General features: G+C 47.9%; 27 protein-coding genes. 14 read left to right on the top strand and 13 right to left on the bottom strand.

Annotation, left to right across the window (positions count from 1 at the left end; translation table 11 throughout):
* A partial coding sequence (locus AC3RPL_RS03160) for a DNA-methyltransferase (protein WP_490738957.1) occupies positions 1 to 810 on the bottom strand: 810 nt, incomplete at its 3' end.
* A 620-nt stretch (positions 811 to 1,430) separates the two neighbouring features.
* On the opposite strand from AC3RPL_RS03160, the gene AC3RPL_RS03155 reads away from it, so the two are divergent.
* Together AC3RPL_RS03155 and AC3RPL_RS03150 are read left to right on the top strand one after the other, a co-directional pair.
* Positions 1,431 to 2,441, top strand: coding sequence for a hypothetical protein (locus AC3RPL_RS03155; RefSeq protein ID WP_490738956.1), 1,011 nt, complete (start codon positions 1,431 to 1,433; stop codon positions 2,439 to 2,441).
* Entirely contained in the window at positions 2,442 to 2,840 is a 399-nt protein-coding gene (locus AC3RPL_RS03150; protein WP_490738955.1) for a hypothetical protein, read from the top strand.
* A gap of 41 nt (positions 2,841 to 2,881) precedes the next feature.
* Here AC3RPL_RS03150 and AC3RPL_RS03145 read toward each other — a convergent pair whose 3' ends face one another.
* The 8 genes from AC3RPL_RS03145 to AC3RPL_RS03110 all read right to left on the bottom strand — a co-directional run bounded on the left by AC3RPL_RS03145 (position 2,882) and on the right by AC3RPL_RS03110 (position 8,593).
* Positions 2,882 to 3,253, bottom strand: coding sequence for an antiterminator Q family protein (locus AC3RPL_RS03145; RefSeq protein WP_490738954.1), 372 nt, complete (start codon positions 3,251 to 3,253; stop codon positions 2,882 to 2,884).
* A complete protein-coding gene (locus tag AC3RPL_RS03140; RefSeq protein ID WP_490738953.1) occupies positions 3,246 to 3,890 on the bottom strand; it encodes an MT-A70 family methyltransferase in 645 nt (214 codons plus the stop codon). Before AC3RPL_RS03140 ends, AC3RPL_RS03145 begins: the two co-directional genes overlap by 8 nt.
* Positions 3,887 to 4,459 carry a recombination protein NinG gene (locus AC3RPL_RS03135; RefSeq protein WP_490738952.1) on the bottom strand — a complete coding sequence of 191 codons (573 nt, stop codon included), beginning with the start codon at positions 4,457 to 4,459 and terminating at the stop codon, positions 3,887 to 3,889. Before AC3RPL_RS03135 ends, AC3RPL_RS03140 begins: the two co-directional genes overlap by 4 nt.
* Positions 4,456 to 4,851, bottom strand: a complete 396-nt coding sequence (locus AC3RPL_RS03130; protein WP_490738951.1) for a MarR family transcriptional regulator — start codon at positions 4,849 to 4,851, stop codon at positions 4,456 to 4,458. The genes AC3RPL_RS03135 and AC3RPL_RS03130 overlap by 4 nt, the downstream gene beginning before the upstream one ends.
* Entirely contained in the window at positions 4,848 to 5,819 is a 972-nt protein-coding gene (locus AC3RPL_RS03125; protein WP_490738950.1) for a DUF7146 domain-containing protein, read from the bottom strand. The genes AC3RPL_RS03130 and AC3RPL_RS03125 overlap by 4 nt, the downstream gene beginning before the upstream one ends.
* Positions 5,816 to 7,348 (bottom strand): DEAD/DEAH box helicase, encoded by a 1,533-nt coding sequence (locus tag AC3RPL_RS03120; RefSeq protein WP_490738949.1) that lies wholly within the window; start codon positions 7,346 to 7,348, stop codon positions 5,816 to 5,818. Before AC3RPL_RS03120 ends, AC3RPL_RS03125 begins: the two co-directional genes overlap by 4 nt.
* Before the next feature lie 518 nt (positions 7,349 to 7,866).
* A complete protein-coding gene (locus tag AC3RPL_RS03115; RefSeq protein ID WP_490738948.1) occupies positions 7,867 to 8,331 on the bottom strand; it encodes a YmfL family putative regulatory protein in 465 nt (154 codons plus the stop codon).
* A 22-nt stretch (positions 8,332 to 8,353) separates the two neighbouring features.
* Positions 8,354 to 8,593 (bottom strand): transcriptional regulator, encoded by a 240-nt coding sequence (locus AC3RPL_RS03110; protein ID WP_490738947.1) that lies wholly within the window; start codon positions 8,591 to 8,593, stop codon positions 8,354 to 8,356.
* A gap of 104 nt (positions 8,594 to 8,697) precedes the next feature.
* Between AC3RPL_RS03110 and AC3RPL_RS03105 the strand changes: the two genes are divergently transcribed.
* Both AC3RPL_RS03105 and AC3RPL_RS03100 read left to right on the top strand, forming a co-directional pair.
* Positions 8,698 to 9,369 carry a S24 family peptidase gene (locus AC3RPL_RS03105; protein WP_490738946.1) on the top strand — a complete coding sequence of 224 codons (672 nt, stop codon included), beginning with the start codon at positions 8,698 to 8,700 and terminating at the stop codon, positions 9,367 to 9,369.
* A 258-nt stretch (positions 9,370 to 9,627) separates the two neighbouring features.
* Positions 9,628 to 9,882, top strand: coding sequence for a hypothetical protein (locus AC3RPL_RS03100; RefSeq protein WP_490738945.1), 255 nt, complete (start codon positions 9,628 to 9,630; stop codon positions 9,880 to 9,882).
* Here AC3RPL_RS03100 and AC3RPL_RS03095 read toward each other — a convergent pair.
* Entirely contained in the window at positions 9,875 to 10,276 is a 402-nt protein-coding gene (locus tag AC3RPL_RS03095; protein ID WP_490738944.1) for a hypothetical protein, read from the bottom strand. The genes AC3RPL_RS03100 and AC3RPL_RS03095 overlap by 8 nt on opposite strands.
* A gap of 341 nt (positions 10,277 to 10,617) precedes the next feature.
* On the opposite strand from AC3RPL_RS03095, the gene AC3RPL_RS03090 reads away from it, so the two are divergent.
* The 10 genes from AC3RPL_RS03090 to AC3RPL_RS03045 all read left to right on the top strand — a co-directional run bounded on the left by AC3RPL_RS03090 (position 10,618) and on the right by AC3RPL_RS03045 (position 16,411).
* Positions 10,618 to 10,983, top strand: coding sequence for a YfdP family phage-associated protein (locus tag AC3RPL_RS03090; protein WP_490738943.1), 366 nt, complete (start codon positions 10,618 to 10,620; stop codon positions 10,981 to 10,983).
* Between the two features lie 41 nt (positions 10,984 to 11,024).
* Complete coding sequence (locus AC3RPL_RS03085) at positions 11,025 to 11,834, top strand: YfdQ family protein (protein ID WP_490738942.1); 810 nt, start codon at positions 11,025 to 11,027, stop codon at positions 11,832 to 11,834.
* A 75-nt stretch (positions 11,835 to 11,909) separates the two neighbouring features.
* Positions 11,910 to 13,235, top strand: coding sequence for a ParB/RepB/Spo0J family partition protein (locus tag AC3RPL_RS03080; protein ID WP_490738941.1), 1,326 nt, complete (start codon positions 11,910 to 11,912; stop codon positions 13,233 to 13,235).
* Positions 13,232 to 13,774, top strand: coding sequence for an HD family hydrolase (locus AC3RPL_RS03075; RefSeq protein ID WP_490738940.1), 543 nt, complete (start codon positions 13,232 to 13,234; stop codon positions 13,772 to 13,774). Before AC3RPL_RS03080 ends, AC3RPL_RS03075 begins: the two co-directional genes overlap by 4 nt.
* Entirely contained in the window at positions 13,767 to 14,204 is a 438-nt protein-coding gene (locus AC3RPL_RS03070; RefSeq protein WP_490738939.1) for a hypothetical protein, read from the top strand. The genes AC3RPL_RS03075 and AC3RPL_RS03070 overlap by 8 nt, the downstream gene beginning before the upstream one ends.
* Positions 14,197 to 14,451, top strand: coding sequence for a hypothetical protein (locus AC3RPL_RS03065; RefSeq protein WP_490738938.1), 255 nt, complete (start codon positions 14,197 to 14,199; stop codon positions 14,449 to 14,451). The genes AC3RPL_RS03070 and AC3RPL_RS03065 overlap by 8 nt, the downstream gene beginning before the upstream one ends.
* 73 nt (positions 14,452 to 14,524) lie before the next feature.
* Entirely contained in the window at positions 14,525 to 14,809 is a 285-nt protein-coding gene (locus tag AC3RPL_RS03060) for a hypothetical protein (protein WP_490738937.1), read from the top strand.
* A complete protein-coding gene (locus tag AC3RPL_RS03055) occupies positions 14,806 to 15,273 on the top strand; it encodes a YfdS family phage-associated protein (RefSeq protein WP_490738936.1) in 468 nt (155 codons plus the stop codon). Before AC3RPL_RS03060 ends, AC3RPL_RS03055 begins: the two co-directional genes overlap by 4 nt.
* Entirely contained in the window at positions 15,263 to 15,748 is a 486-nt protein-coding gene (locus tag AC3RPL_RS03050) for a hypothetical protein (protein WP_490738935.1), read from the top strand. The genes AC3RPL_RS03055 and AC3RPL_RS03050 overlap by 11 nt, the downstream gene beginning before the upstream one ends.
* A 102-nt stretch (positions 15,749 to 15,850) precedes the next feature.
* Positions 15,851 to 16,411 (top strand): 3'-5' exonuclease, encoded by a 561-nt coding sequence (locus AC3RPL_RS03045; protein WP_490738934.1) that lies wholly within the window; start codon positions 15,851 to 15,853, stop codon positions 16,409 to 16,411.
* Between the two features lie 196 nt (positions 16,412 to 16,607).
* On the opposite strand, the gene AC3RPL_RS03040 is transcribed toward AC3RPL_RS03045, so the two are convergent.
* From AC3RPL_RS03040 to AC3RPL_RS03030, 3 genes are all read right to left on the bottom strand, one after another.
* Entirely contained in the window at positions 16,608 to 17,846 is a 1,239-nt protein-coding gene (locus AC3RPL_RS03040) for a tyrosine-type recombinase/integrase (protein WP_490738933.1), read from the bottom strand.
* Positions 17,847 to 18,239: 393 nt separating this feature from the next.
* Positions 18,240 to 18,683, bottom strand: a complete 444-nt coding sequence (locus AC3RPL_RS03035) for a tail fiber assembly protein (RefSeq protein WP_490738932.1) — start codon at positions 18,681 to 18,683, stop codon at positions 18,240 to 18,242.
* A gap of 1 nt (position 18,684) precedes the next feature.
* A complete protein-coding gene (locus tag AC3RPL_RS03030; RefSeq protein WP_490738931.1) occupies positions 18,685 to 19,527 on the bottom strand; it encodes a hypothetical protein in 843 nt (280 codons plus the stop codon).
* Between the last annotated feature and the right edge of the window lie 9 nt (positions 19,528 to 19,536).

Below are 19,536 nucleotides of genomic sequence, written 5' to 3'. Positions count from 1 at the left end.
CCAGACATCGGTATACGGCACGTCAACCGAAACAGAGAACGGTCGGCGCAGGGATTCAAACTCAATGCACAGGTCACGATATTCCCGACTTAGCGTCTGGTGCTGCCGCTGTAGCTCATTGTGTGGGATGGTAAGAGCGGCCCCCTGCCGTTTTTCTATGGCTATACGGTCAAACAGCGCCTGCAACAACAGATATTGTTCCTCATTCGGAAACTGCCACTGGCTCTCACTGAACCAGTGACTGGCCATCTGTCGGCCTGTCGCAGTATTGATGTCTTTTGCAGACACGCCCAGCAATTCACGCGCAGAGCGAAAATAATCGATAAGTGGGCGAAACACGTTCTGTTTGAGCGTGGCACATTTTACTGCGTAGCCGTCGCCTTTAGGCCTGAGCGGTCCGGCATAGTGTCCTGCAAAGATGATCCGTTCTGTTGACGGGAAAAAAGAGCGCAGGCTTTCTTTATTCTGACGCCGCCAGGGGCCGGATGGCTTGGCCCATATGATGTGGTTCAACACGTCAAATCGCTGGCGCACCAGCATTTCAGTGTCAGCCGCCAGCCGTGAACCACAGAACATGTACAGACTGCCGGAAGGTTTCAATACCCGCCAGAACTCTGCCAGCATTTCATCCAGCCACGCAAGATACGCACCCACGCTTTCCCACTGGTTATCCCACTTGCAGGATTTAACGCGGTAATACGGCGGGTCTGTGGCAATCAGGTCGATGCAGTCATCTGGTAACGTTCTGATGTAAGTAAGAGAGTCAGCGTTAACTAACGTAAAACTGGATGGATAACCAGTATTTTTCATGGATAGCATGGGCCTTATCTGATAGGCTCATTCTCGCTTGTCGACTAAGCGGTGGGCCGTGGTTCGCCCGTGACTTCTCAAACGGGTGAATGGCTGGTCGGATGCTACCAACATCCACCAGCCGCCCATTTCACAGCATGTTACCGCGAATATTCGCAGCGTCTGAATTGATTACCTTCTCCTGATTTGTCTTCCGCAAGCCCCGCCATTGCCAGCTGCGTCAGTATTAACTGACAGCACGGCATAGCCATGCCCGTTATCCGGGAAATATCGCCTGGGGTTGTCCATTCGGAAGGAAGGAAGTGCAGGACTGCTTCTGCGTTCTCTGTTACAGGTGTATGTTTTAACATGGTTATTTCCGTATCTTGTCAGGTGACACACAAATAACTCTGACTCATTAAACCAGCAACTCTTATCTGAACACAGAAAGCAAAAAAACCGCCGATTGGCAAGGTTTCGATGTTAAGCGGTGTGTCAAAGTAACCACTCTTAGCAGGTTACAACACTTTTTGCGGACCGCATCAGAATTATTTATATTAAACGCAAGATTTTTTCATCTGTGGCACTACCACGTTTGGCAATCATCACTGATTAATCATTAATGGACGGAGAAAGGACGCATGGCACGTAATATAGCCCCCGGATATTGTGTGGTGGAACGACCCGGTACGCTGGATTACCAGGCAAGGGAACTGTTCAGGGATATTCGCTCCCCCGCTTCCCAGCTTTTTATGAAACTCAACGCAGATACGCAGTATCTGAAGCCCGGACAGATCCTGATTGTGGCCGACCCGGAGACGCCTACTCAGCTTACAATGCATATGCTCTACATGCTCCGGCAGGCAAAGAACCAGACCAATTCCGCTTTTATTGGCGTGAACACTGAGGATGCCAGTTTTATGCATAAACATTATGGGATGATTGCCGCACTGACCGGGGCAGGTGATAAGATTTTCGGCACTGTTGGAGACGCGGGGGAGCGGTATTTCAGAGCTATTGAGCAGACACTGAAAAAGATTGAGGCCAGCTACCAGAATCAGTTCCGCACTCAAGGAACGCTGATTAGTCAACAATTTTTTGTTGAGCGTAATCAGTTGCTGAATCAGTTGAAAGAGCTGGTCAATAAACCGTTGTTAAAATCGCTGGCGCGTTATGTTGTTAAATTCCGGCAGTATGAGAATCTTAAACGGGCGTTAAATCTCTCCAGCAAATCTATTGTACATGAGTGGTCAACGTCTGGGCTGAGTGGCATTCCCGGTTATTCTTACTATGTGGGTAATGCGGCCAGAGCGGCACGTTTCCTGAAGATGGGCGGTTATATTGGCATTGGATTTTCGTTTGCCGGAACGACGAATGATGTGGTGAATGCCTGTACTACAGGGCGCGAAGCGGAGTGCGGCAAATACGCTATTAAAGAGTACACTAAATTTGGGCTATCAACCGCCGCCAGCGTGGGTGCTGGTGCTATGGGGTCAGTGGCGGGAATGGGGATATGTGCTGCTGTTGGAATAGTTACCGCAGGTGCAGGTGGTGTTGCATGTGCAGCAATTGGTTCAGTTGCTGCTGGCTACGCAGGAGGCGAATTTATGAACTGGGGTGTTGATGCGTTTTATAATTTCACAGGCATATAGATGGTCATTAAATTAACCGGTATTTTTATTATTGGGCTGTGTTTAGTCAGTTTTGCCACATCCATTATTGTGTACGCCCTGCACAGGGAAAAATATTACAGACTTCTTGAGGAGTTTCAGAAGAACTATACATTTCCTGCGCCGTACTCGTTCCACTGCCTTGTAGGATTCTTTGGTGCCGGACCTATGACCTACTTCTTCCTTGGATTAATGAAAAAAAAGAGAATTTTTTTCCTGAGCAGAGACAGTGAGGCGTATGAATTCTTTGAAAACGGTAATCACGATCTGTCTCGATGGATACCTGCTTTTTACTACTCATTTATTACAAGTTCGGTTTGTTGCGGGATAATAGCTATCGTAGGTGCATTCCTGAAACTGATGAACAAATTCTACCTGTGAGCAACTAATTGAATTGCCCACAACGGTGTGGGCTTCCATCTTTAAAAAGTGCTTTCCATCTCCAACTCAACATCCAGCATCGACAGACATCCGTCGATAAATCCCTCAGCCATCTGAAACTTAATCCGGATCATTTTTTCTGACACCTTTAATTTGCGACCCAGCGCCCGCTTTGAAATATCCCTGATGTAATGGTCCACCAGCAACGCATATTCATCTGGGCGCTTTTGTTTGAGCCTGCCTACGCAGGTATCAACAATCATCGCGTCATTGTCTGTGCAACTTAAACCGCTGGCATTCTCAGGCAGCAGACCTTTAAAGCCCCCAGCTATTGCTGAATATCCAACGTCACTTTCAATCCGGTGTTTTGACCAGTTGCCCCAGCGCTCAAGTACCATCTGAATATCACGCATTATTTTGCACCTCGTTAAACGTTCCCGGACGCATTTCAACCACGCTTTCACACTGATTACCCCAGCAATCCCAGCCTTCAACGCTGTCGCGGGCGAATAATTCAATGCGCCTTACATCGCCGTAGAGCTGTTCCAGGCGGAAGCGGGCCTCTGCTGGTTTCTCGCTGTGCTCTCCCAGACAGGAGAATATGACCTGCTTAACTGATGCGCTGGCGCGGGGTAGTCCGGTTCCGCAGGTCGCAATCAGTAAATCTTCCGTGTTGGCGCGGGTGTGGTTGCCCCCGTTCATGCGCGTCTCAGCATTGAGCATGTCCAGAAGATCGTTAAAATCAAACAGGGTTTGCTCCACTAGCCGCTTATTGAAACGCTGTTCTGCAAGCTGGTTCAGTTTCACCCAGGTTAACCCTTTCATTGTTCTGACACTAAATCCCCAGGCCTTTGCCAGCTCGCGGGCCTCTTCACTATGTGTGCCGGTGTACCACATCGCTAGAACTGCATTTTCTGCTGCCAGTTTCCAGACGGGCACACGGCACAGATCGGTCATATTCATGGTGCTGTAATGATTTTTAGCAGCGCCGTTACTAATGGTATTACCGTAAGACCACGGCGGATCGGCATAAATCAGTTGATAACTCATGCAGCTCTCTCTTTTTTAATATCTTTCATTTTGTTACGGTAAATTGCTGCTATCTCCTCGTAATCTTTCCGGGAGTAGTGTTTCAGTTCATGCGGTCCTGTCAGGCGGTCAAAACGCGCCTGACCAATTTTCGCTATCAGGTTTGGCCTGTACTGGCTCAGGTTCCCCGATCTGTGGTTGTTGCAGGCTGAACACTGCTTATGGCAATTGTCTTCGTCGAAGCTCAGTTCTGGGTTGCTGCCAACGGTCCGATAATGTCCCGCGTGGTACTGCCCCTGATGATGGCGGCCACAACTGATACAGGGTTCATCGGCGTCACGTTCCCGAATGTAGGCGTTAAAGGCCGTCTGAGCCTTTCCTCTGAAATAACTCAATGGTTTAACTTCCAGCTTCCTGATTTTCAACTTGTCCTTTCGAACGCGCTCAGCAACTCGCATTCTGGCTGCGCGTTGATAGGCTACTGCACAAACAGGATCACAGACCTTTTGCAGGTAACGATCAGGTGTGAAGGTCTTACCGCACTGGGCGCACTTCTTCGCCTTGTATACCTTTGCCTTTGGTTTCTTCACTCAAAGTACCCCACTGGAACAGAAGCCCTGGCATGACGGATACACTTCTCTCGCCTGCGGGCTATCTCTTCTCTGTCATGAACCTGTCGGGCAATATCAAAAGCGACGAGCCATTGACGGGCGGCGCGGTGCCACAACTTTTTACCTTCCAGCGCTAATGCTTTCTGACGGGCATCATTCAGACGTTGTTCCAGTGGAGAAGCAGTTCTTAAAAAATAAACAGCCATCAGACCGGCCTGGATGATTTTTTCCACTTCCGCAGCTGCCATCAGATCATTCAGAATGTCCTGAACCGTTTTTTTACTTACTGCTGTCGCCTCACTGATTTGTGCCACAGTTGAACCGGGGTTAGTTTTCAGGTGGGTCAGTGTCCTGGTAATTGCAGAATTCAATGTTTGCTCCCCCTGTGGAAAATCCATTCATAAACTTCCGAACCATCAACCAGCAGATTGTTAAAATCGCCACTGCGAGGCCAGCGAACGGAAACCTGCTGAAGGTCATTTTTTTCATGCAGATTCGCCCTTGCACACTCGAATGCCGCAGCGTGACCTGCCGCGTTCGTATCGGCATCAGCAAAAATAATGAGGTGTTTCACTCCCAGCGGAACCCGGAAGCGTTTCATGAATGTGGTGTTCAGCGTTGCCCAGGTGTTGCATTTTGTTATCTGATGCGCTGACAGCGCGGTTTCGATTCCTTCCGCTATACCAAGTGTGCTGGCAGGCGGAAACATACGAATGGCAACCGAGCGGGCATGATCAAGATACGTGTCGTTCTGGAGTTTCAGCATTTTCTTTGCTGCACCGCCAATATCCGCCTTTTTATCGCCGTCAAGTAACGTACGGTGGAGATAGCAGAGTTCTCCTTTATCATCCGTAGCCAGTGCATAAATAGACTGGAAATCACCACCTGAAGTCTTTTGCTTTTCACAGAAACGGACGTGATCCTGTGGCAAAGCATTAATCCCCCTGTCACGCAGATAATAATCGGCACCGGTATCTTTCAAATGCACGAGTTTTGAAAATTTCCGGCTTACCGCTTCACGCTGTTTTGCTACTTCCGATTTTTCACGCGGGCCATCTGTGTAGCGGGCTTCAAAGGTGTTACCAATCAGCTGGTCAACCTCTGCTGCCAGCTGTTTGAAATCTTTCCTGGTGGCAGCTGTCAATAGCGCCCAGCCATCACCCGAACCACAGACGCAAATGTATGAGCCGGTTCCGTTATAATCATCACAACGATATTTGCCTTTTTTCCCACACAGTGGACAGGCACCTTTGAAGTGGTTTTTGCCTGTGATGGCCGGTAACTGGTAATACTCAAAAATTTCACTCCAGCGGCCAATAGCGGCCTGTTTTGTATTCATGCTGCGTTACCTTTCTGCGTCTGTTTGCCCTTCGCGTATGCGATCTGCTTTGACTTAATAAAATTGCTGACCTCTGGTGTCAGTTCCTGCGGGGTTCGGTGCAGTCCTTTAGGCCACACCTGAAATTTCTGTCGGTAGGTATGCGCACACCATCCATCGCTGACGGGTTTCCCCTGGGCGCTACGGGAACGCTGGTAGTAGAGAATCTGCGACCACCAGCTTTGCTTTTGCTCAGTGGTGAACGTGGTCTGGTTCTTTTTGACTTTGGTTAATTTGCGGCTGCGATCAGTTTCGAAATCCTCTCCGGCCAGCGGCTTGAATCCACACATCGGGCAGATATATACACCGACAGGCTTCACGTAGTGACACTGGGTACATTCTTTTGGCAGGCGCTCAGGTTCATCGATACGTTCAACGCGGACAGGGGCATCTTCCATGCCATCAGAATCTGCGGGCAGGTAGTCATATTCGATATCATCCGGGTAACCCAGCTTATTGACGGTCCCACTGTGATCGAAGATCAGGCAATGGTCTTTTCCAGGCGCAGGGCGCAGGCCACGACCTAAAACCTGAATCCACCGAATCTGTGATTTGGTAGGTCGGGCAAAAATGATGCAGCGAACATCGCTGTCGAAACCTGCCACCAGTACGCCAACATTCACGATGATTTTTGTAATGCCCTGCTCAAAGCGGCGGATAGTCAGCTGTCTCTCGTCATGATGTGTGCTGGCCGTCATAACCTCCACCGCCACGCCAGCACAAGTAAATTCAACCGTTACAAAATTGGCGTGAGCGACGTTGACGCAAAAACAGATGGTTGGACGGTTCTCGCCGTTCTCCAGCCAGTTATTCACAATGTCGCCAACAAGCTTGGCTTCACTCATGATTTTGCCGATCTGCTCTTCGTTGTAGTCCGAACCGTAACCCGCCTGGGCAGACGTTTTTACCGATGACAGGTCAGGTTGTGATGGGGCATAGAATTCATATTTGCTGAGTGCGCCGATCTGGATCAGCTCTTTCATCGTGGTGGGCTTGATCAGCTTGTGATAGTAATTTCCCAGAAACTTAGCGAACGGAGTGCCTGAAAGGCCCAGAACTTTCACATTGGTTTCACTTGTTAACCAGGTAATCACTTCCAGAAGCTTTTTGCGCTTAAGATGGGCCTCATCAATGATCAGCAGGTCTATGTTATCCGGAAATTTTCGACGAATGAGCGTATCGGCTGATGCAATCTGGATCAGGCTGTTAGGATTGTAAGATGGGTGATCGCACCAGACGTAACTTATTTCTTCTGCGGGCAGACCGTACTCAATGAATCGCTTGGCAGTCTGGTCCAGAAGAACTGTATACGGGGCAACAAACATTACGCGCAACTGCCGGGTAACAAAGCCATCAGTAATCAGTGCGGCAATCACAGTTTTTCCAAACCCGACCGGCGCATACATCATGAATGAATTGTGCTGTTTCCAGCTGGCCCGCAACTTGTTAAGTGCAACGATCTGTTTTTCGCGTGGTTGAATACTTAGCATTGCCCCTCCTGAAATGATTATTTTTATTTAGCCGTCTAAACGTCTGTCGGCGGTCACTCTATGGTGATCCCTTTAAGATCACCTTCTCTGGAAAAGCTGTTCCTGCCCCCACACCCCAACCCGATCACCCCCCTTTCCCCCCTCTTACCCTTCCCCTCTCCCCCATGCATGAAAACAATTGGCCGTCTAAACGTCTGGACATTCAAAATCAAAATTATCGTACCGTAGGCGGTTTTACCGTATATCCCCGGATGGCCGGGCTGGAACGCTTGCAAAACTCTCTGAGCCGTTTGTTTGCCGTTCGCTTGGCTGCGTTCTCCTGACGGAATGACACTGGCTCCGCGTCAAACGCTTCCTGGTACGCCTGCGCATATGCCGCTGCAATTTTTCCCCGCATTCCAATAGGCAGTTGTCCTAACTGTTCCTGTATCCAGGCCTTGTCCTCACGAGCAAATGCTGTGGGCATGACTGTGTTTGCATACTCATCTGGATGCATGTGTAAATCCCAGGCGATTAATTCACGTCTTTGGTTTCCGCTGGCGACCGAATACAGACAGAATGGCTTTAACCTCTTCGTCTCTGGCCGCTAGGTGCTTACGGTGATAATGGGAAATTTCACTGGCTTCCGAATCGTCAATCACGCCATCTTTCAAAGCCTGTTCGATGACCTGATCGACATGTCCACGCATGGCAGCTGTTTTAACGGCCTTGCTGAACAGTTCGACTTGATCCAGGTCTTCGAATTTGGGCACATCCACCAGCAACGCGCCGCGTCGGCGGGCGAAGTAATCCGCGATAGCACTCGTACCTGAAAAGTCTTCCATCGCTTCTAACTCATGGATTTCGAAGAACCGACATCCATTTTTTTCATACAGGTTGTTGTTAAAGCTCTCTAAAGACATTCCCAACGCCCCGGCCATTGCTGATCGTCCACCTGGAAATGCTTTGCACATTGCCTTTACTGCTTCTTTGATTCCTACCATGTTGATTTTCCTTTGGTAGTTACTATCCAAGTGCGATACGGTTAGTATTTGCGATGCCATCTGATGCGCTCGGATAGAGGTCCGGACGTAATTCATGAGGAGTTACACCAGTAGCTTCGAAAATACTGATAACTCTTTCAGCAGGAACAATTCCTGATGATCGGTGTTGCCAGTAACTTATGGTCATTGGTGAAACACCAAGCTTGAAAGCTAATGCGCGAGCTGAACCAGCTGCGCTAATCGCTTTTCCAAGTGCAGACATTGTCTATCTCCTGTTTATTCATTTCGATGAATTAAACAATAAGTTTATAAATACGTCAACCCTTAGTTTATAGCTTACGGTAAACATAGTGTTTACAATGAGGGATGAAAATTACAGATGTGATTACTGACATGGATAAAACCAGACCAGATGAACTTATCGCCGTTACAGGTTTGAGTAAGGCAGAACTTGCACGTATAGCTTGCGTAAGCCCCCAGGCCGTTAACAACTGGTTCAAACGAGGCGAAATAGGTAAGGATTCAGCAATAAAAATTGCTGCTGAAACAGGGCTTAATTTGTCATGGATATTGGGCGAAGGGGGCACTCCAACTACTTCTGAAGTCGAGATCGTTGGAAATTTAAAAGACGGTCTAATTCCTGTAATAGGCGATGCTGTTTTAGGAATGGATGGTTTAATTGATATGATGGAATTCCATGCTGGCTGGTTGCGAATCTATAGCGAAGATAAGGATGCTTACGGAGTTCGCGTCCGGGGAGATAGTATGTGGCCTCGTATACAATCAGGGGAATTTGTAGTCATTGAACCCAACACGACCATACATTCTGGCGATGAAGTGTTTATACGTACAAAAGACGGTCATAATATGATTAAGCTGTTGAATTATAATCGTTCTGGAGACTATCAATTTACCAGCATCAACAACGACCATAAACCCTTTACCCTATCTGTGGATCAGGTCGAAAAAGTACATTTTGTGTCAGGAATAATCAAAGCCACACGCTTTATTTCTGCTGACGACGTTTGTAAAGATTAACCCCACCGCAATCCAAATCACCGGCTTAGTGCCGGTTTTTTTATATCTAAAATTCAATCCTTTATCATCAAACTCAAAGTATAAACAAAATATTTATCAACTCAATGTTGACTGCATAGTAAACATATAGTTTAATTCATCCTATCAAGTCGAACGGCGCGACTCTAAACCATGCGTCGGAACCGTGGCGAACCAGAACAACGGCAATACGGAAACACAACGATTTATGTCAGTCCCTTTTCTGTTAAGGGGGCTGAGATGAATCCAGTATCCGACGAGGAAAAGATGATGAAATCAGGAAAACAAACACTTGATGAAAGAACGTTGCGCGATGTGCCCGTAATGATTTACCTGTTTCGCAAACCAACTGGCAACACGGTTAAAGATGCAGAAAATGCAGCACTTGCTGATGAATACGCCGCTGCATTGGAAAGCGGAACTATCGTGGGCTTCATTGATGATTTTGCCCCGGGGGTTTTGGAAGCCCGAAGGGCATTAGGGCAGATTAATTAGATTTTCCGAGCGCTATTTTAAGTTGAGAATACAGGTTTTCCATATTTGCTTTTGTTATCAGCCACTGAACGTTTTCCTGATCTGCATATGTGTCTATTTCGCCATTATTTTCTGTTTCATAAATAAAAGCGTTTAACACTTTGCTGTCTTTAAAGTTGCTATCAGTGAAAGTAATTCCATGCAATCGCTTTAAATTTCTCACGGTATAAAATCCTCCTTGGTTGTAGGAACCAAGAGAATACCACGCGCCGGGCGTGGCTAAAAATCCCGGCACGTTCATGATGCAACAGGAAGGGTTCTGTGTGCTGACGATGGGTATAGCGTCGAAAGTACGTTCAGGCAGTGCCCTTCCACTTGCCTCACCAGGGTGACGCTGGCCCGGCGTAATGGGCACCTGACCATGAGTGTGTAGTCTTGGCGGTTATCCGGTCTTCAAACCAACCAAACCGGAGGAGCGAGGATGATGTTCTGACGGATAACCGTCCTTTTTGTGTCCGATCAGGTGATGTGCTGGGACACCCTGCCCGTGCGCAGGTTCGATTCCTGCCGGACGCCTTAAAAGTAATAAAGCTTAAGGAAATGATATGTTCCAACAACCTGTGTTTACTGACCTTATGCGCGTTACACGCGGTGTGCAGGCAGTACGAAAACCCAAAATCATTACGGTTTTGCGCAAGAGCTGGATTGGCAGGCTCATTACGCAGAAAGGCAATCCACTCTGAAGAAGGCAATTTTATGTCTGAAAATAAATGCACTCCATTCAGCCAGCAACTGGCTTATATCAACCGTGGCACCCTTGATACTGAATTAACTGAAGCGCTGGCAGAAGTAATTAAAGCCGTGCGCGAAACAGGGAAAAAAGGTGCGGTAACGTTAACTCTTAACTGTTCGATGTTGAACGCTCGTGATGAAAACACGATGAAGTTAACGCCAAAAGTAGCCCGAACCATCCCGGAACTGGATCGCGCTGATACGATTATGTTTTCAACAGCTGACGGCGAACTGTTGCGCGACGATCCCAGCCAGACACAACTGGATTTGCGCGTTATCGACAAGCCAACCCATGCAGCAGCACCTATTAAATTGCAAAACAGCCAGTAATTTTTAACAAAAACTTTTCCACAACCTGTAAGGAATATTCAATGAAAGATGTTGAAGGCACTCTTGTGTCCGAAATTCGCGATCTGACGGCTATCAGTCTTGTGCCAAAAACAGAAATTCCGGCGATTGCTTTGCCTGATAACTATTCTCTGAAGTCGCTGGAAAGCCATCAGCTTTCACCATCAAGAATTCGTCAGCGTGTCCGACTTATTTCGCCTGCCTCACTGATCGCCTATATCACTAAGTTTAAAGATGAGCGTTCAGTAGTTTTTGCGGATAAAGAAAATACCAAAATTGTGGCAGTGCTTGATTATCACGAATCAGCATCAGCAGCGAACTGGGGAGAGCATAAAGCCTATTACGACTGCCCGTTCTCCGACGACTGGAAAGAGTGGGCTGGTCGCGATAAGAAAGCGATGAACCAGACCGACTTTGCAGAGTTTCTTGAAAATCACATCCAGAACGTTGCGCCAGTAAGCGATGACTATAAGGGGCCATCTGGTACAGCTTTGCTGGAAATGGTTCTTGCATTTCAGGAAACACGTAAAGCTGAATTTAAGTCTGTACGCCGCCTGCACGACGGAACTTACCAGATGTCGTACAGCGATGAAAAATCCGGAGCCGGGAATACATCTCTGCCCGAAAAAATCAGCCTGGCCATATCACCATTCCATAATGGTTCGCCTTATCAGGTTGATGCCCGCATTCGTTATCGCCTACGTGATGCTCAGTTAGTCCTCTGGTATGAACTAATTGAGCCACAAAAAATTGTGGAACACGCATTTCAGGAAATCATTGTCGATATGGAAAATCAGTTAGCTGATGTTCCGGTCTTTGAAGGCTCAGTCTGAGCCACCAGCTGAGTGTTGTTTTATGCGCCGCTTATAGTGGCGCATAGCAAAGCATTTATTTTCAGGAGAAAGACTATGGCAAGCTTAGGTCAGCTTTATAACAACAAAGATTCAGGGCTTACGACTAAAAAAACCTTCATGGTTCCGCTGGCTGAAATATATGCCGAAGAAGGTTATAACGTTCGTGAATTAAATAAGCCGCACGTTGAAGAATTCCGTGATGCTTTTATTGCCGGAGAATATCTCCCTCCGCTGGCCGTTGAAGTAACTGAGCAGGGAGTAAAAGTAATTGACGGCCACCACCGATATTTTGGTGCGCTCGCTGCTGTTGAAATGGGTCACGAGATTATTCGACTTGAGTGTAAAGACTTTGTCGGTAGTGAAGCAGACAAAATCGCATTTATGATCACCAGCTCTCAGGGACTTGCATTAACACCATTAGAACGCGGTACTGCTTATACGCGCCTGCAAAATCAGGGGTTCACCAATGCCGAAATAGCCAAAAAGGTTAAAAGGTCTGAATCCGATATTCTCCAGCACATCCAGCTCAATGAATGCTCCCCTTACCTCAAAAGCCTGGTCCGTTCTGGTTCACTGAATTATGCGCTGGCAATAAATATCTCACGCGAACATGGTGTTTATGCAGATCGTGAAGCGGCGCGGTTAATGAAAAAAGCCGAGGATGCTGGGAAAAAGAAAATCACAAAGAGCATTGCTAAACCTCAATTCAATGCAGGTAAAGCCCGGCGTGTGCTGGAACTGCTATGTGACTCGGTTTTCAGCAGCAGCAACGGTGATTGCCTGATCCTGACAGATGGAACCGCTGAAGAGATTAATCGCATTCTTGCCGAGTACCGCCAGGGTATTCAATCCGACACTGAATCCAACAGCCCGGAAAATATTACCAGCGTTCCAGAGTCACAAAACGCCGTGAATGGAACCGCTGAAGAAACATTACCTTTGCAGAAAGCTGATCTCATCAATTCAAGTGTCGAACTGTGGGCGTGTGCTGCCGCAGCGTTCGGAGATAAAGATGAGTTCACATTCAGTGAATCGAAGTTTGCCCACGTCTGGGCTACTGATTCCTTTGAACACCCTGAAGCAGTCGTTGTGATGCCGGAGATCATCTTCAAAGCCAAGAGCCTGGTGAGGGAATACTTGGAGTCTAAAGAGCTGCGGGGATGGCTGGAAAGTAGCGGGTTAAGCGGTGAAGAAATCGAACCTGTTTATGAGCGCATGCGCGATGTTGCCGTTGAACTGATGGGCGAAGAAGAAAGCCATGTAATGAATATGGCTGGCTTTATATCACTAATGCAAAACGTACCCAGAGACGCCTGGTTCAATATTAGAGAACTACGCGCTGCCGTTCGTACTCCTGTAGAAACTGAGGAAAAAAAATGAGCTGGATTACGACCCTCACAGGCAAGCATTTCAATTTCTGCGACATTAAGCCGGAATCAATTTGCATCGAAGACATTGCAGCAGCGCTGTCGAATATTTGCCGTTTTACCGGACATGTGCCGGACTTTTACAGCGTGGCTCAGCATTCGGTATTGGTCAGTGAGCTGGTGCCGCCAGAATTCGCCTTTGAAGCCCTCATGCATGACGCGGCTGAAGCCTACTGCAGCGACGTTAATTCACCGCTGAAATCGCTGATACCAGATTACCGGGCCATTCTCAGCAGCGTGGAGCTGGCGATATCGGAGAAGTACAACCTTCCACCAGCAATGAGCGATCCCGTTAAGCATGCCGATCTGGTAATGCTGGCGACAGAACGCCGGGAGTTCGGCCTTGATGATGGCACACCCTGGCCGATCCTTGAGGGTATCGATCCGGCCCCGATGTTAATTACCCCTCTTTCGCCTCGCCAGGCTCTTGTCAGGTTCATGCAGCGCTTTAACGAGATCCGCGCCGGTGAGCAGGGAGGTGACCATGCGTGATTCAATAGCCATCCCTACAGAGTTTTATCAGATAGCCAAACACCTGCGTGAGCAGGATAACCGCTGTACTGACCAGCCAATGTTTGTCGTCTTCCAAAAACAGGAAATCATCGGCAGTGATGAGCATTCGCCTAGCCGCATTGCATGGGTCTGGGAAGGCGAAGAGGTTGCCCCCCTCAAAGCCCTTAGACTGGAACTGCTTTATCAAGATGGGCGGGATACTCGCGGATATGACCGGTACGCAATGCAGGAAATCGACGTGTTTGTCACGGCATGTTTTACAGAGTCAGGGTGCAAGGAATATCTGCGACGCAATGGGCACAACCTGAGACTTCCGTTCATCTATGCCGATGGTTCGTATCGTAATGATGAATATCGCGTTATCCGAAACTGGTTAATGTCATTGACCGAGGGAGGCGAGCATGCGTGATCTTACCGTGAACTTTTTCTTCAAAACTAAAAGCGTGACTTTCTCGCGCTGGTTAGAGGGTATTTTAGCGAAAGGAGAAGCGTTTCCCCGCGAACTTGCGAAACGCTTAGAAATTCAGGCTGACAGTGATGCAGAGGCCATTGATTTCGTTAAGCAGATTCTGATTGATATAGCCGCAGAAGACGCGGGAATTAATCCTGATGTAGCTGGGAAATCATTTCGTGAACGCACTGGAGGTGATTCATGACCCAGCGCCCATACGAAAAAACACTACCGCTCAGACAACAGCCGTGGCTGTTCAGTAAGCCGGGGAGGAAAGGATGAAGCTAACTAACGCACAAATTTACACCCTGCGCCGCATGTTATCTGGTCGAAAATATAAGTTGAGAGGTGACTGTAAAGAAGCGCTTGAATGTAGGATTAGCGTCCGAATCGCGTTTGTATCAGATGATATTTCAGCACCATCGGTGCCAGTTTTGTTTCGTCTTAGTTTGGTGAAATTCATGAGTGGGAAGGTGAAACAAAACAGCGCCTGGTATCCGGTCGTACTGACCGAAGCAGGGAAACGTCTTGCGGAATCTGCATTAATTAAGGAGCCAGCATGACAGTTACAGCTAATGAAATGCGCGGAATTTTGAAGGGTAAATGCCTGCCGGGTGACCTGCGTGTAAATGAGGAAATACCAGATTATCTGGTCCGTAAGTTTGCGATGCAGGCGGCGCGGATTGCTGAACAGCAGGCTGTTATCGACCAGCGCAACGGAGAGTGCGACCGATTGATCAATGAGCTGGCTGCGCTGCGGGAGCAGGAACCTGTCGGTTATATCGACCCGGACTCGTTACGCGAATACCGTGGAGTTAAGACGGGCGGAAGCTGGTCAGATAAACCTAAATTTGGCGAGTACAATCAGTCGCTTCCCATATTCACCCAGCCAGTACCACCAGCCCCGGTTGCCGTGCCTGATAAGTTGCCAAAACAACTCGAAGTAGTCGGTTATAACGATGGGTGGAACGCCTGCCGCGCTGAAGTGCTGCGCCTCAACAACGGGAGCAAGAGCGATGACGAATGAAGAACGGCAGGCGCTGATTAAAGACACCAAGGAAACTATAGACGTGCTGGAAACATACATAGCACGGCTAAAAGGCCATACCACAGATTTATCGCGCTTTGAAAGCCAGATAAAGCGGCAAAAAATAGCTCTGGCCGCGCTTCAGGCTAAGCCAGCTTGCTATGCCCATCGTTTAATAAACACGTTGAGCGGCACTGTCTATCCCTGGGCGTACGGGCTTGACGAAAGAAAACCTGACGAGTGTTCTGGATTCACAGTAGAGGTGAAACCGCTCTATTCCGTTTCCCCAGCGCCAGCAGTACCGGATGGGTGGCGACTGGTGCCAGTTGAGCCGACAGATGAGATGTTAGCAGCGGCGATGGAATGCGATGATGTGGTTTTTGATAAAGAAGATGATACCGCTTTCTGTGTCCAATTCGACAATATCTACAGCGCAATGCTTGAAGCGGCACCGGAGCCGGAAGGTGATGCGTGAGTTGGTCTGAGGCTTTTTTTGATGCTGTATTTATAATCTGCGCAGTAAGGGCTTCCATCGCGTTGGTTAAATAATTATTTTCTCACGGAGTTTTCAAATCAAATGAACCATTTAATGATAGACCTGGAAACAATGAGCAATAAACCAGACGCAGCGATAGTGGCGATAGGTGCAGTGTTCTTTGAACCAAGGACTGCGGAACTGGGTGCTGAATTTTCCGTTACCGTGAAGCTGGATAGCGATATGGCTATTGGCGGCGTAGTAGATAGTAAAACAATTCTCTGGTGGATGCAGCAAAGCACAGAGGCCCGCGCCGCGCTAACGTCTGAAGATGCCATTCCAGTTAAAAAAGCTCTTAATGCCCTAATCAGTTTTGTAGATCAGAACGCTGAGAATGCCCGAAGATTAATGGTGTGGGGTAACGGAGCCAGCTTCGATAACGTGATCCTGCGCGGTGCATTCGAACGCTGCAATATGAAGCCTTGCTGGGAATGGTATAACGATCTGGATGTAAGGACGATGGTTCATTTGGGCCGACAATTGGGTTTTGACCCGAAGAAAGCAATGCCGTTCACCGGGGAACGCCACAATGCACTGGCTGATGTTATTCATCAGGCTAAATATGTCTCAGCTATCTGGCAGAAACTTTTTAATCAGAGGTAATCATGACTACTGAAGAAGCACTGTCTAAGCCATATTTGAATGTTCATGAGGTGGCAAATATTTTCCATGTGCAGCCCAACACCGTAAGGCAATGGGTGAGCAAAAACCGGCGAACCGGCTTGCAGAACCACCCACTTTTTCCAAGCCCGATTTACAGAGGAAAACTGACTTTTCGGACCTCTGAAATTCTTTCATATCAGGAAGATAGGGATAAAACTGCAATTTTACCTTCGCCATAAACCAGAGACTCTACTTTTGACCACCACAGCGCATAAGCCCGACGCTGTTCATCAAGATAATCACTCCTGTCGTATACCTGCCACACCCCAGGCAATTTATGGCCCAACATGATCTCCGCAATGTGCGGCTCGGTAAACTGAGAGAAGTTTGTCCGCGCTGTTCTGCGGAGATCGTGAAGCGTCCAGTGTGCCAAATCCTCTTCAAGATGACGTTTTGCGGACACCCTGATGTATTCCGGGATGTCGGAGAGCGTCGATCTGCCTACAGGTTTATCTATTTTCTCATTCCTAATCAGAAATCTACTTTTAACATTAAGCTTAAACAGCTCTTCAAGCATCCCGGCTGCTTCAGGTATGATCGGCCTGATGATTGGCTTTCCTGACGAAACTCCTGTTTTGTGGAACTCAGGGGGTATGATCCAGACCATAGTATCCATATTAAAATGTGATCGTTCGGCAAAAGCTAATTCTCCGCTCCGGCAGGCGAACAGAAGGCACAGCTTAACCAGTAGCTGATATTTTATGTGTATTCTGCTGGCCTCCATTGCGCGGAAGATTGTTACAATCTCATCGTCTGAAAGTACCCTGTCGCGGTCTTTCTTTTTGATGCCAAGATCAGGCAGGCCAATATCACGGATCGGCTGTGCTGTTGAAAGCTTGCGCCTGTATGCCCATTTGTGGGCCTGCTTGGCATTGATGAGTATACGCTCAGCAATTGCAGGAACTGACTTAGCCAATGGCTCAAGAACGTCAAGCCAGTGGTGTAAAGTCGTTTCGTCATGGGTATATTGGCCAATGCGGGGAAAGAGATAAATTTCAAAAGACCGATACAATTCTGCATGGTTCTTTTTATGGTCTATACAATATTTGTGGTGCCACTCGGAAATAACATCTTTCACGGTGGCAATCTTATATGCCTCATCCCTTGCCATCTTTTTTAGCATACGTGGATTCCTGTTTGCCTCCAGTTCACCACGAAATCTGACCGTTTCATCTCTTGCTTCCTTCAGAGAGGTGGCCGGGTATGTTCCAATATCAACCCTCTCTTGCTTTCCATTCCATCGATAGCGAAACTGAAAGGCTATACGTCCTTTGACGCTTACACGGGCTGACAGTCCGTCACGATCTGATTTAACGACAACCTTTCCTGTTTCCTTTCCGTGCGTGCTCCTGAGCCATGAGTCAGATAAGGCCATGCTTCCCCCGTGTACATATATAGAAAATGACCACAATTATGTACTCAATTGAGCGAATAGCAAAAAGGATAATTAAGAATGATTACGAATAATTATGTAGGAATCATAGCGAGAGACCAGGCGTGATGCGGGGTTGTCAGGGGTTTTTGAATATAATTTTATATATTTCTGTATGATTACAGATAGGTGGATTTGTTTGGGTGGGAGATAATGGCAAAAGTGCGGCGTCGCTTTATTTCCAATGAATTAGAGAGGTCAGTCATTGCAAAATCCCTAAATATGTACTCATACATGTACACGATTTTAATTTATGCGCTGTAGTGTACAGCATGAGGTTTAATTAATCGCCCGTAATCGTTAAGAAGAAAAGCCCGGCGCAACGGGCATAACAGTTTATGACCCCGCGTCGTCCGGCGCTGTTGGTAATTCCTTTGTTCCATCCCCCGCAGCAATGTAAGCACGTAGCGCCTTGCGGTAAGTCGTCCACATCGCTTTTTCGGCTTTCACATATTCCTCATTGTTCGTGTCGTTGTAATCGTCATCATCAATGCGCTGTTGCAGTGCTGTGATGTGCTCAGACGCGGAATCGTACTCTGTCTGCGCCTTCTGTAAATTTTCAATCGCGGGATCAGGCTCTGGGTTTTTCTCAAGGTGCGGGCCAGTCTCATCAAATAAGCCATAGTAGCCATAAGGGGGATTGAAGAAGGCTGTGTAATCTTCATCGCTGATGGGTTTCAGGTCGTCAGGAAGGGTTCCCGCTTCAACGTATGGCTTCTGCCCTTCCTCGTCTGCCGGATAAAATCCCAGAGTTTTTAAGCTGTACATATTTTTCGACATGTCAGAATCCTATTGCGATGTAGTTGATGCGCACTGTGCTGTTTGTCTGCCTGTTTGTCCCGTTAAAAACGGCATAATCAAATCCCGTTATTCGGTTGCTGTTGTAGTTGATTACCATAATGCTGATGCCCGCCTGGTAGGCTATAACGGGAATACAGGCAATACAGACATTTGCAAACGTGTTTGGGTAATTCACGGTCCCTTCACCTGATGCGTTCGTTGTTGTCACAACAGAATCAACGACCACACGCATGTTTCTGTCGGTAAATGGCAGTGTGAAACTGTTGTAGGTACTGATCATTCCGGCGTTAGTCAGAAATGCCTGGGCGCTTTTTTGTCCCGTCCCGCCCTGCGCTACAGACAACGCTGTAGTCAGCCCGGATAGAGAGGTGATGTCGCTGTTAGCGCCGCTGGCCGCTTTTCCGTTGATGCCATTGTTAATTGCTTGCTGCATGGCAGGCCAGCTGAGTCCGGTCACATTCGTGTTATCTGGTAAATTAACCGTGATGTTGCCAGAAGCCGAATAGAACTGCTGCCAGTTGGCTTTATCCAGAATCATTCCCCGCGTCATACGGGCAACGTCATCCAGCACTTTTTGAGTGACGGCAACCTGAAGCGTGGCGGGAACAGCGTACCAGGCTATGCCGCTGGCATCCGGGCCGGTGTACGCCGTGCCAATGGTGAGTGATGTATCTGACGCGATTGCGGAAACCACCAGAGTATAAGGAGCGCCACCGATGATAACGCCGATGAAATCACCGGTTTTCAGATCAGTGGTAAACGCTGTTCCGGTTCCGTTAACCGCTGCTGAATTATTAGTTACTGCGAGTGTGCCTGCTGACATGCGTTTCTC

The organism is Erwinia papayae (assembly GCF_058241465.1).
The sequence above is the reverse complement of the archived record's forward strand: the minus strand, read 5'-3'. Positions and strand labels throughout refer to the sequence as shown.

What these genes read in the sequence shown, in the direction of transcription:
- AC3RPL_RS03155 (WP_490738956.1), top strand. Translation starts at nt 1,431, where the DNA reads ATGGCACGTAATATAGCCCCCGGATATTGTGTGGTGGAACGACCCGGT.
- AC3RPL_RS03150 (WP_490738955.1), top strand. Translation starts at nt 2,442, where the DNA reads ATGGTCATTAAATTAACCGGTATTTTTATTATTGGGCTGTGTTTAGTC.
- AC3RPL_RS03145 (WP_490738954.1), bottom strand. Translation starts at nt 3,253, where the DNA reads ATGCGTGATATTCAGATGGTACTTGAGCGCTGGGGCAACTGGTCAAAA.
- AC3RPL_RS03140 (WP_490738953.1), bottom strand. Translation starts at nt 3,890, where the DNA reads ATGAGTTATCAACTGATTTATGCCGATCCGCCGTGGTCTTACGGTAAT.
- AC3RPL_RS03125 (WP_490738950.1), bottom strand. Translation starts at nt 5,819, where the DNA reads ATGAATACAAAACAGGCCGCTATTGGCCGCTGGAGTGAAATTTTTGAG.
- AC3RPL_RS03120 (WP_490738949.1), bottom strand. Translation starts at nt 7,348, where the DNA reads ATGCTAAGTATTCAACCACGCGAAAAACAGATCGTTGCACTTAACAAG.
- AC3RPL_RS03115 (WP_490738948.1), bottom strand. Translation starts at nt 8,331, where the DNA reads ATGGTAGGAATCAAAGAAGCAGTAAAGGCAATGTGCAAAGCATTTCCA.
- AC3RPL_RS03110 (WP_490738947.1), bottom strand. Translation starts at nt 8,593, where the DNA reads ATGTCTGCACTTGGAAAAGCGATTAGCGCAGCTGGTTCAGCTCGCGCA.
- AC3RPL_RS03105 (WP_490738946.1), top strand. Translation starts at nt 8,698, where the DNA reads ATGAAAATTACAGATGTGATTACTGACATGGATAAAACCAGACCAGAT.
- AC3RPL_RS03100 (WP_490738945.1), top strand. Translation starts at nt 9,628, where the DNA reads ATGAATCCAGTATCCGACGAGGAAAAGATGATGAAATCAGGAAAACAA.
- AC3RPL_RS03090 (WP_490738943.1), top strand. Translation starts at nt 10,618, where the DNA reads ATGTCTGAAAATAAATGCACTCCATTCAGCCAGCAACTGGCTTATATC.
- AC3RPL_RS03085 (WP_490738942.1), top strand. Translation starts at nt 11,025, where the DNA reads ATGAAAGATGTTGAAGGCACTCTTGTGTCCGAAATTCGCGATCTGACG.
- AC3RPL_RS03080 (WP_490738941.1), top strand. Translation starts at nt 11,910, where the DNA reads ATGGCAAGCTTAGGTCAGCTTTATAACAACAAAGATTCAGGGCTTACG.
- AC3RPL_RS03075 (WP_490738940.1), top strand. Translation starts at nt 13,232, where the DNA reads ATGAGCTGGATTACGACCCTCACAGGCAAGCATTTCAATTTCTGCGAC.
- AC3RPL_RS03070 (WP_490738939.1), top strand. Translation starts at nt 13,767, where the DNA reads ATGCGTGATTCAATAGCCATCCCTACAGAGTTTTATCAGATAGCCAAA.
- AC3RPL_RS03065 (WP_490738938.1), top strand. Translation starts at nt 14,197, where the DNA reads ATGCGTGATCTTACCGTGAACTTTTTCTTCAAAACTAAAAGCGTGACT.
- AC3RPL_RS03060 (WP_490738937.1), top strand. Translation starts at nt 14,525, where the DNA reads ATGAAGCTAACTAACGCACAAATTTACACCCTGCGCCGCATGTTATCT.
- AC3RPL_RS03055 (WP_490738936.1), top strand. Translation starts at nt 14,806, where the DNA reads ATGACAGTTACAGCTAATGAAATGCGCGGAATTTTGAAGGGTAAATGC.
- AC3RPL_RS03050 (WP_490738935.1), top strand. Translation starts at nt 15,263, where the DNA reads ATGACGAATGAAGAACGGCAGGCGCTGATTAAAGACACCAAGGAAACT.
- AC3RPL_RS03045 (WP_490738934.1), top strand. Translation starts at nt 15,851, where the DNA reads ATGAACCATTTAATGATAGACCTGGAAACAATGAGCAATAAACCAGAC.
- AC3RPL_RS03040 (WP_490738933.1), bottom strand. Translation starts at nt 17,846, where the DNA reads ATGGCCTTATCTGACTCATGGCTCAGGAGCACGCACGGAAAGGAAACA.
- AC3RPL_RS03035 (WP_490738932.1), bottom strand. Translation starts at nt 18,683, where the DNA reads ATGTCGAAAAATATGTACAGCTTAAAAACTCTGGGATTTTATCCGGCA.
- AC3RPL_RS03030 (WP_490738931.1), bottom strand. Translation starts at nt 19,527, where the DNA reads ATGTCAGCAGGCACACTCGCAGTAACTAATAATTCAGCAGCGGTTAAC.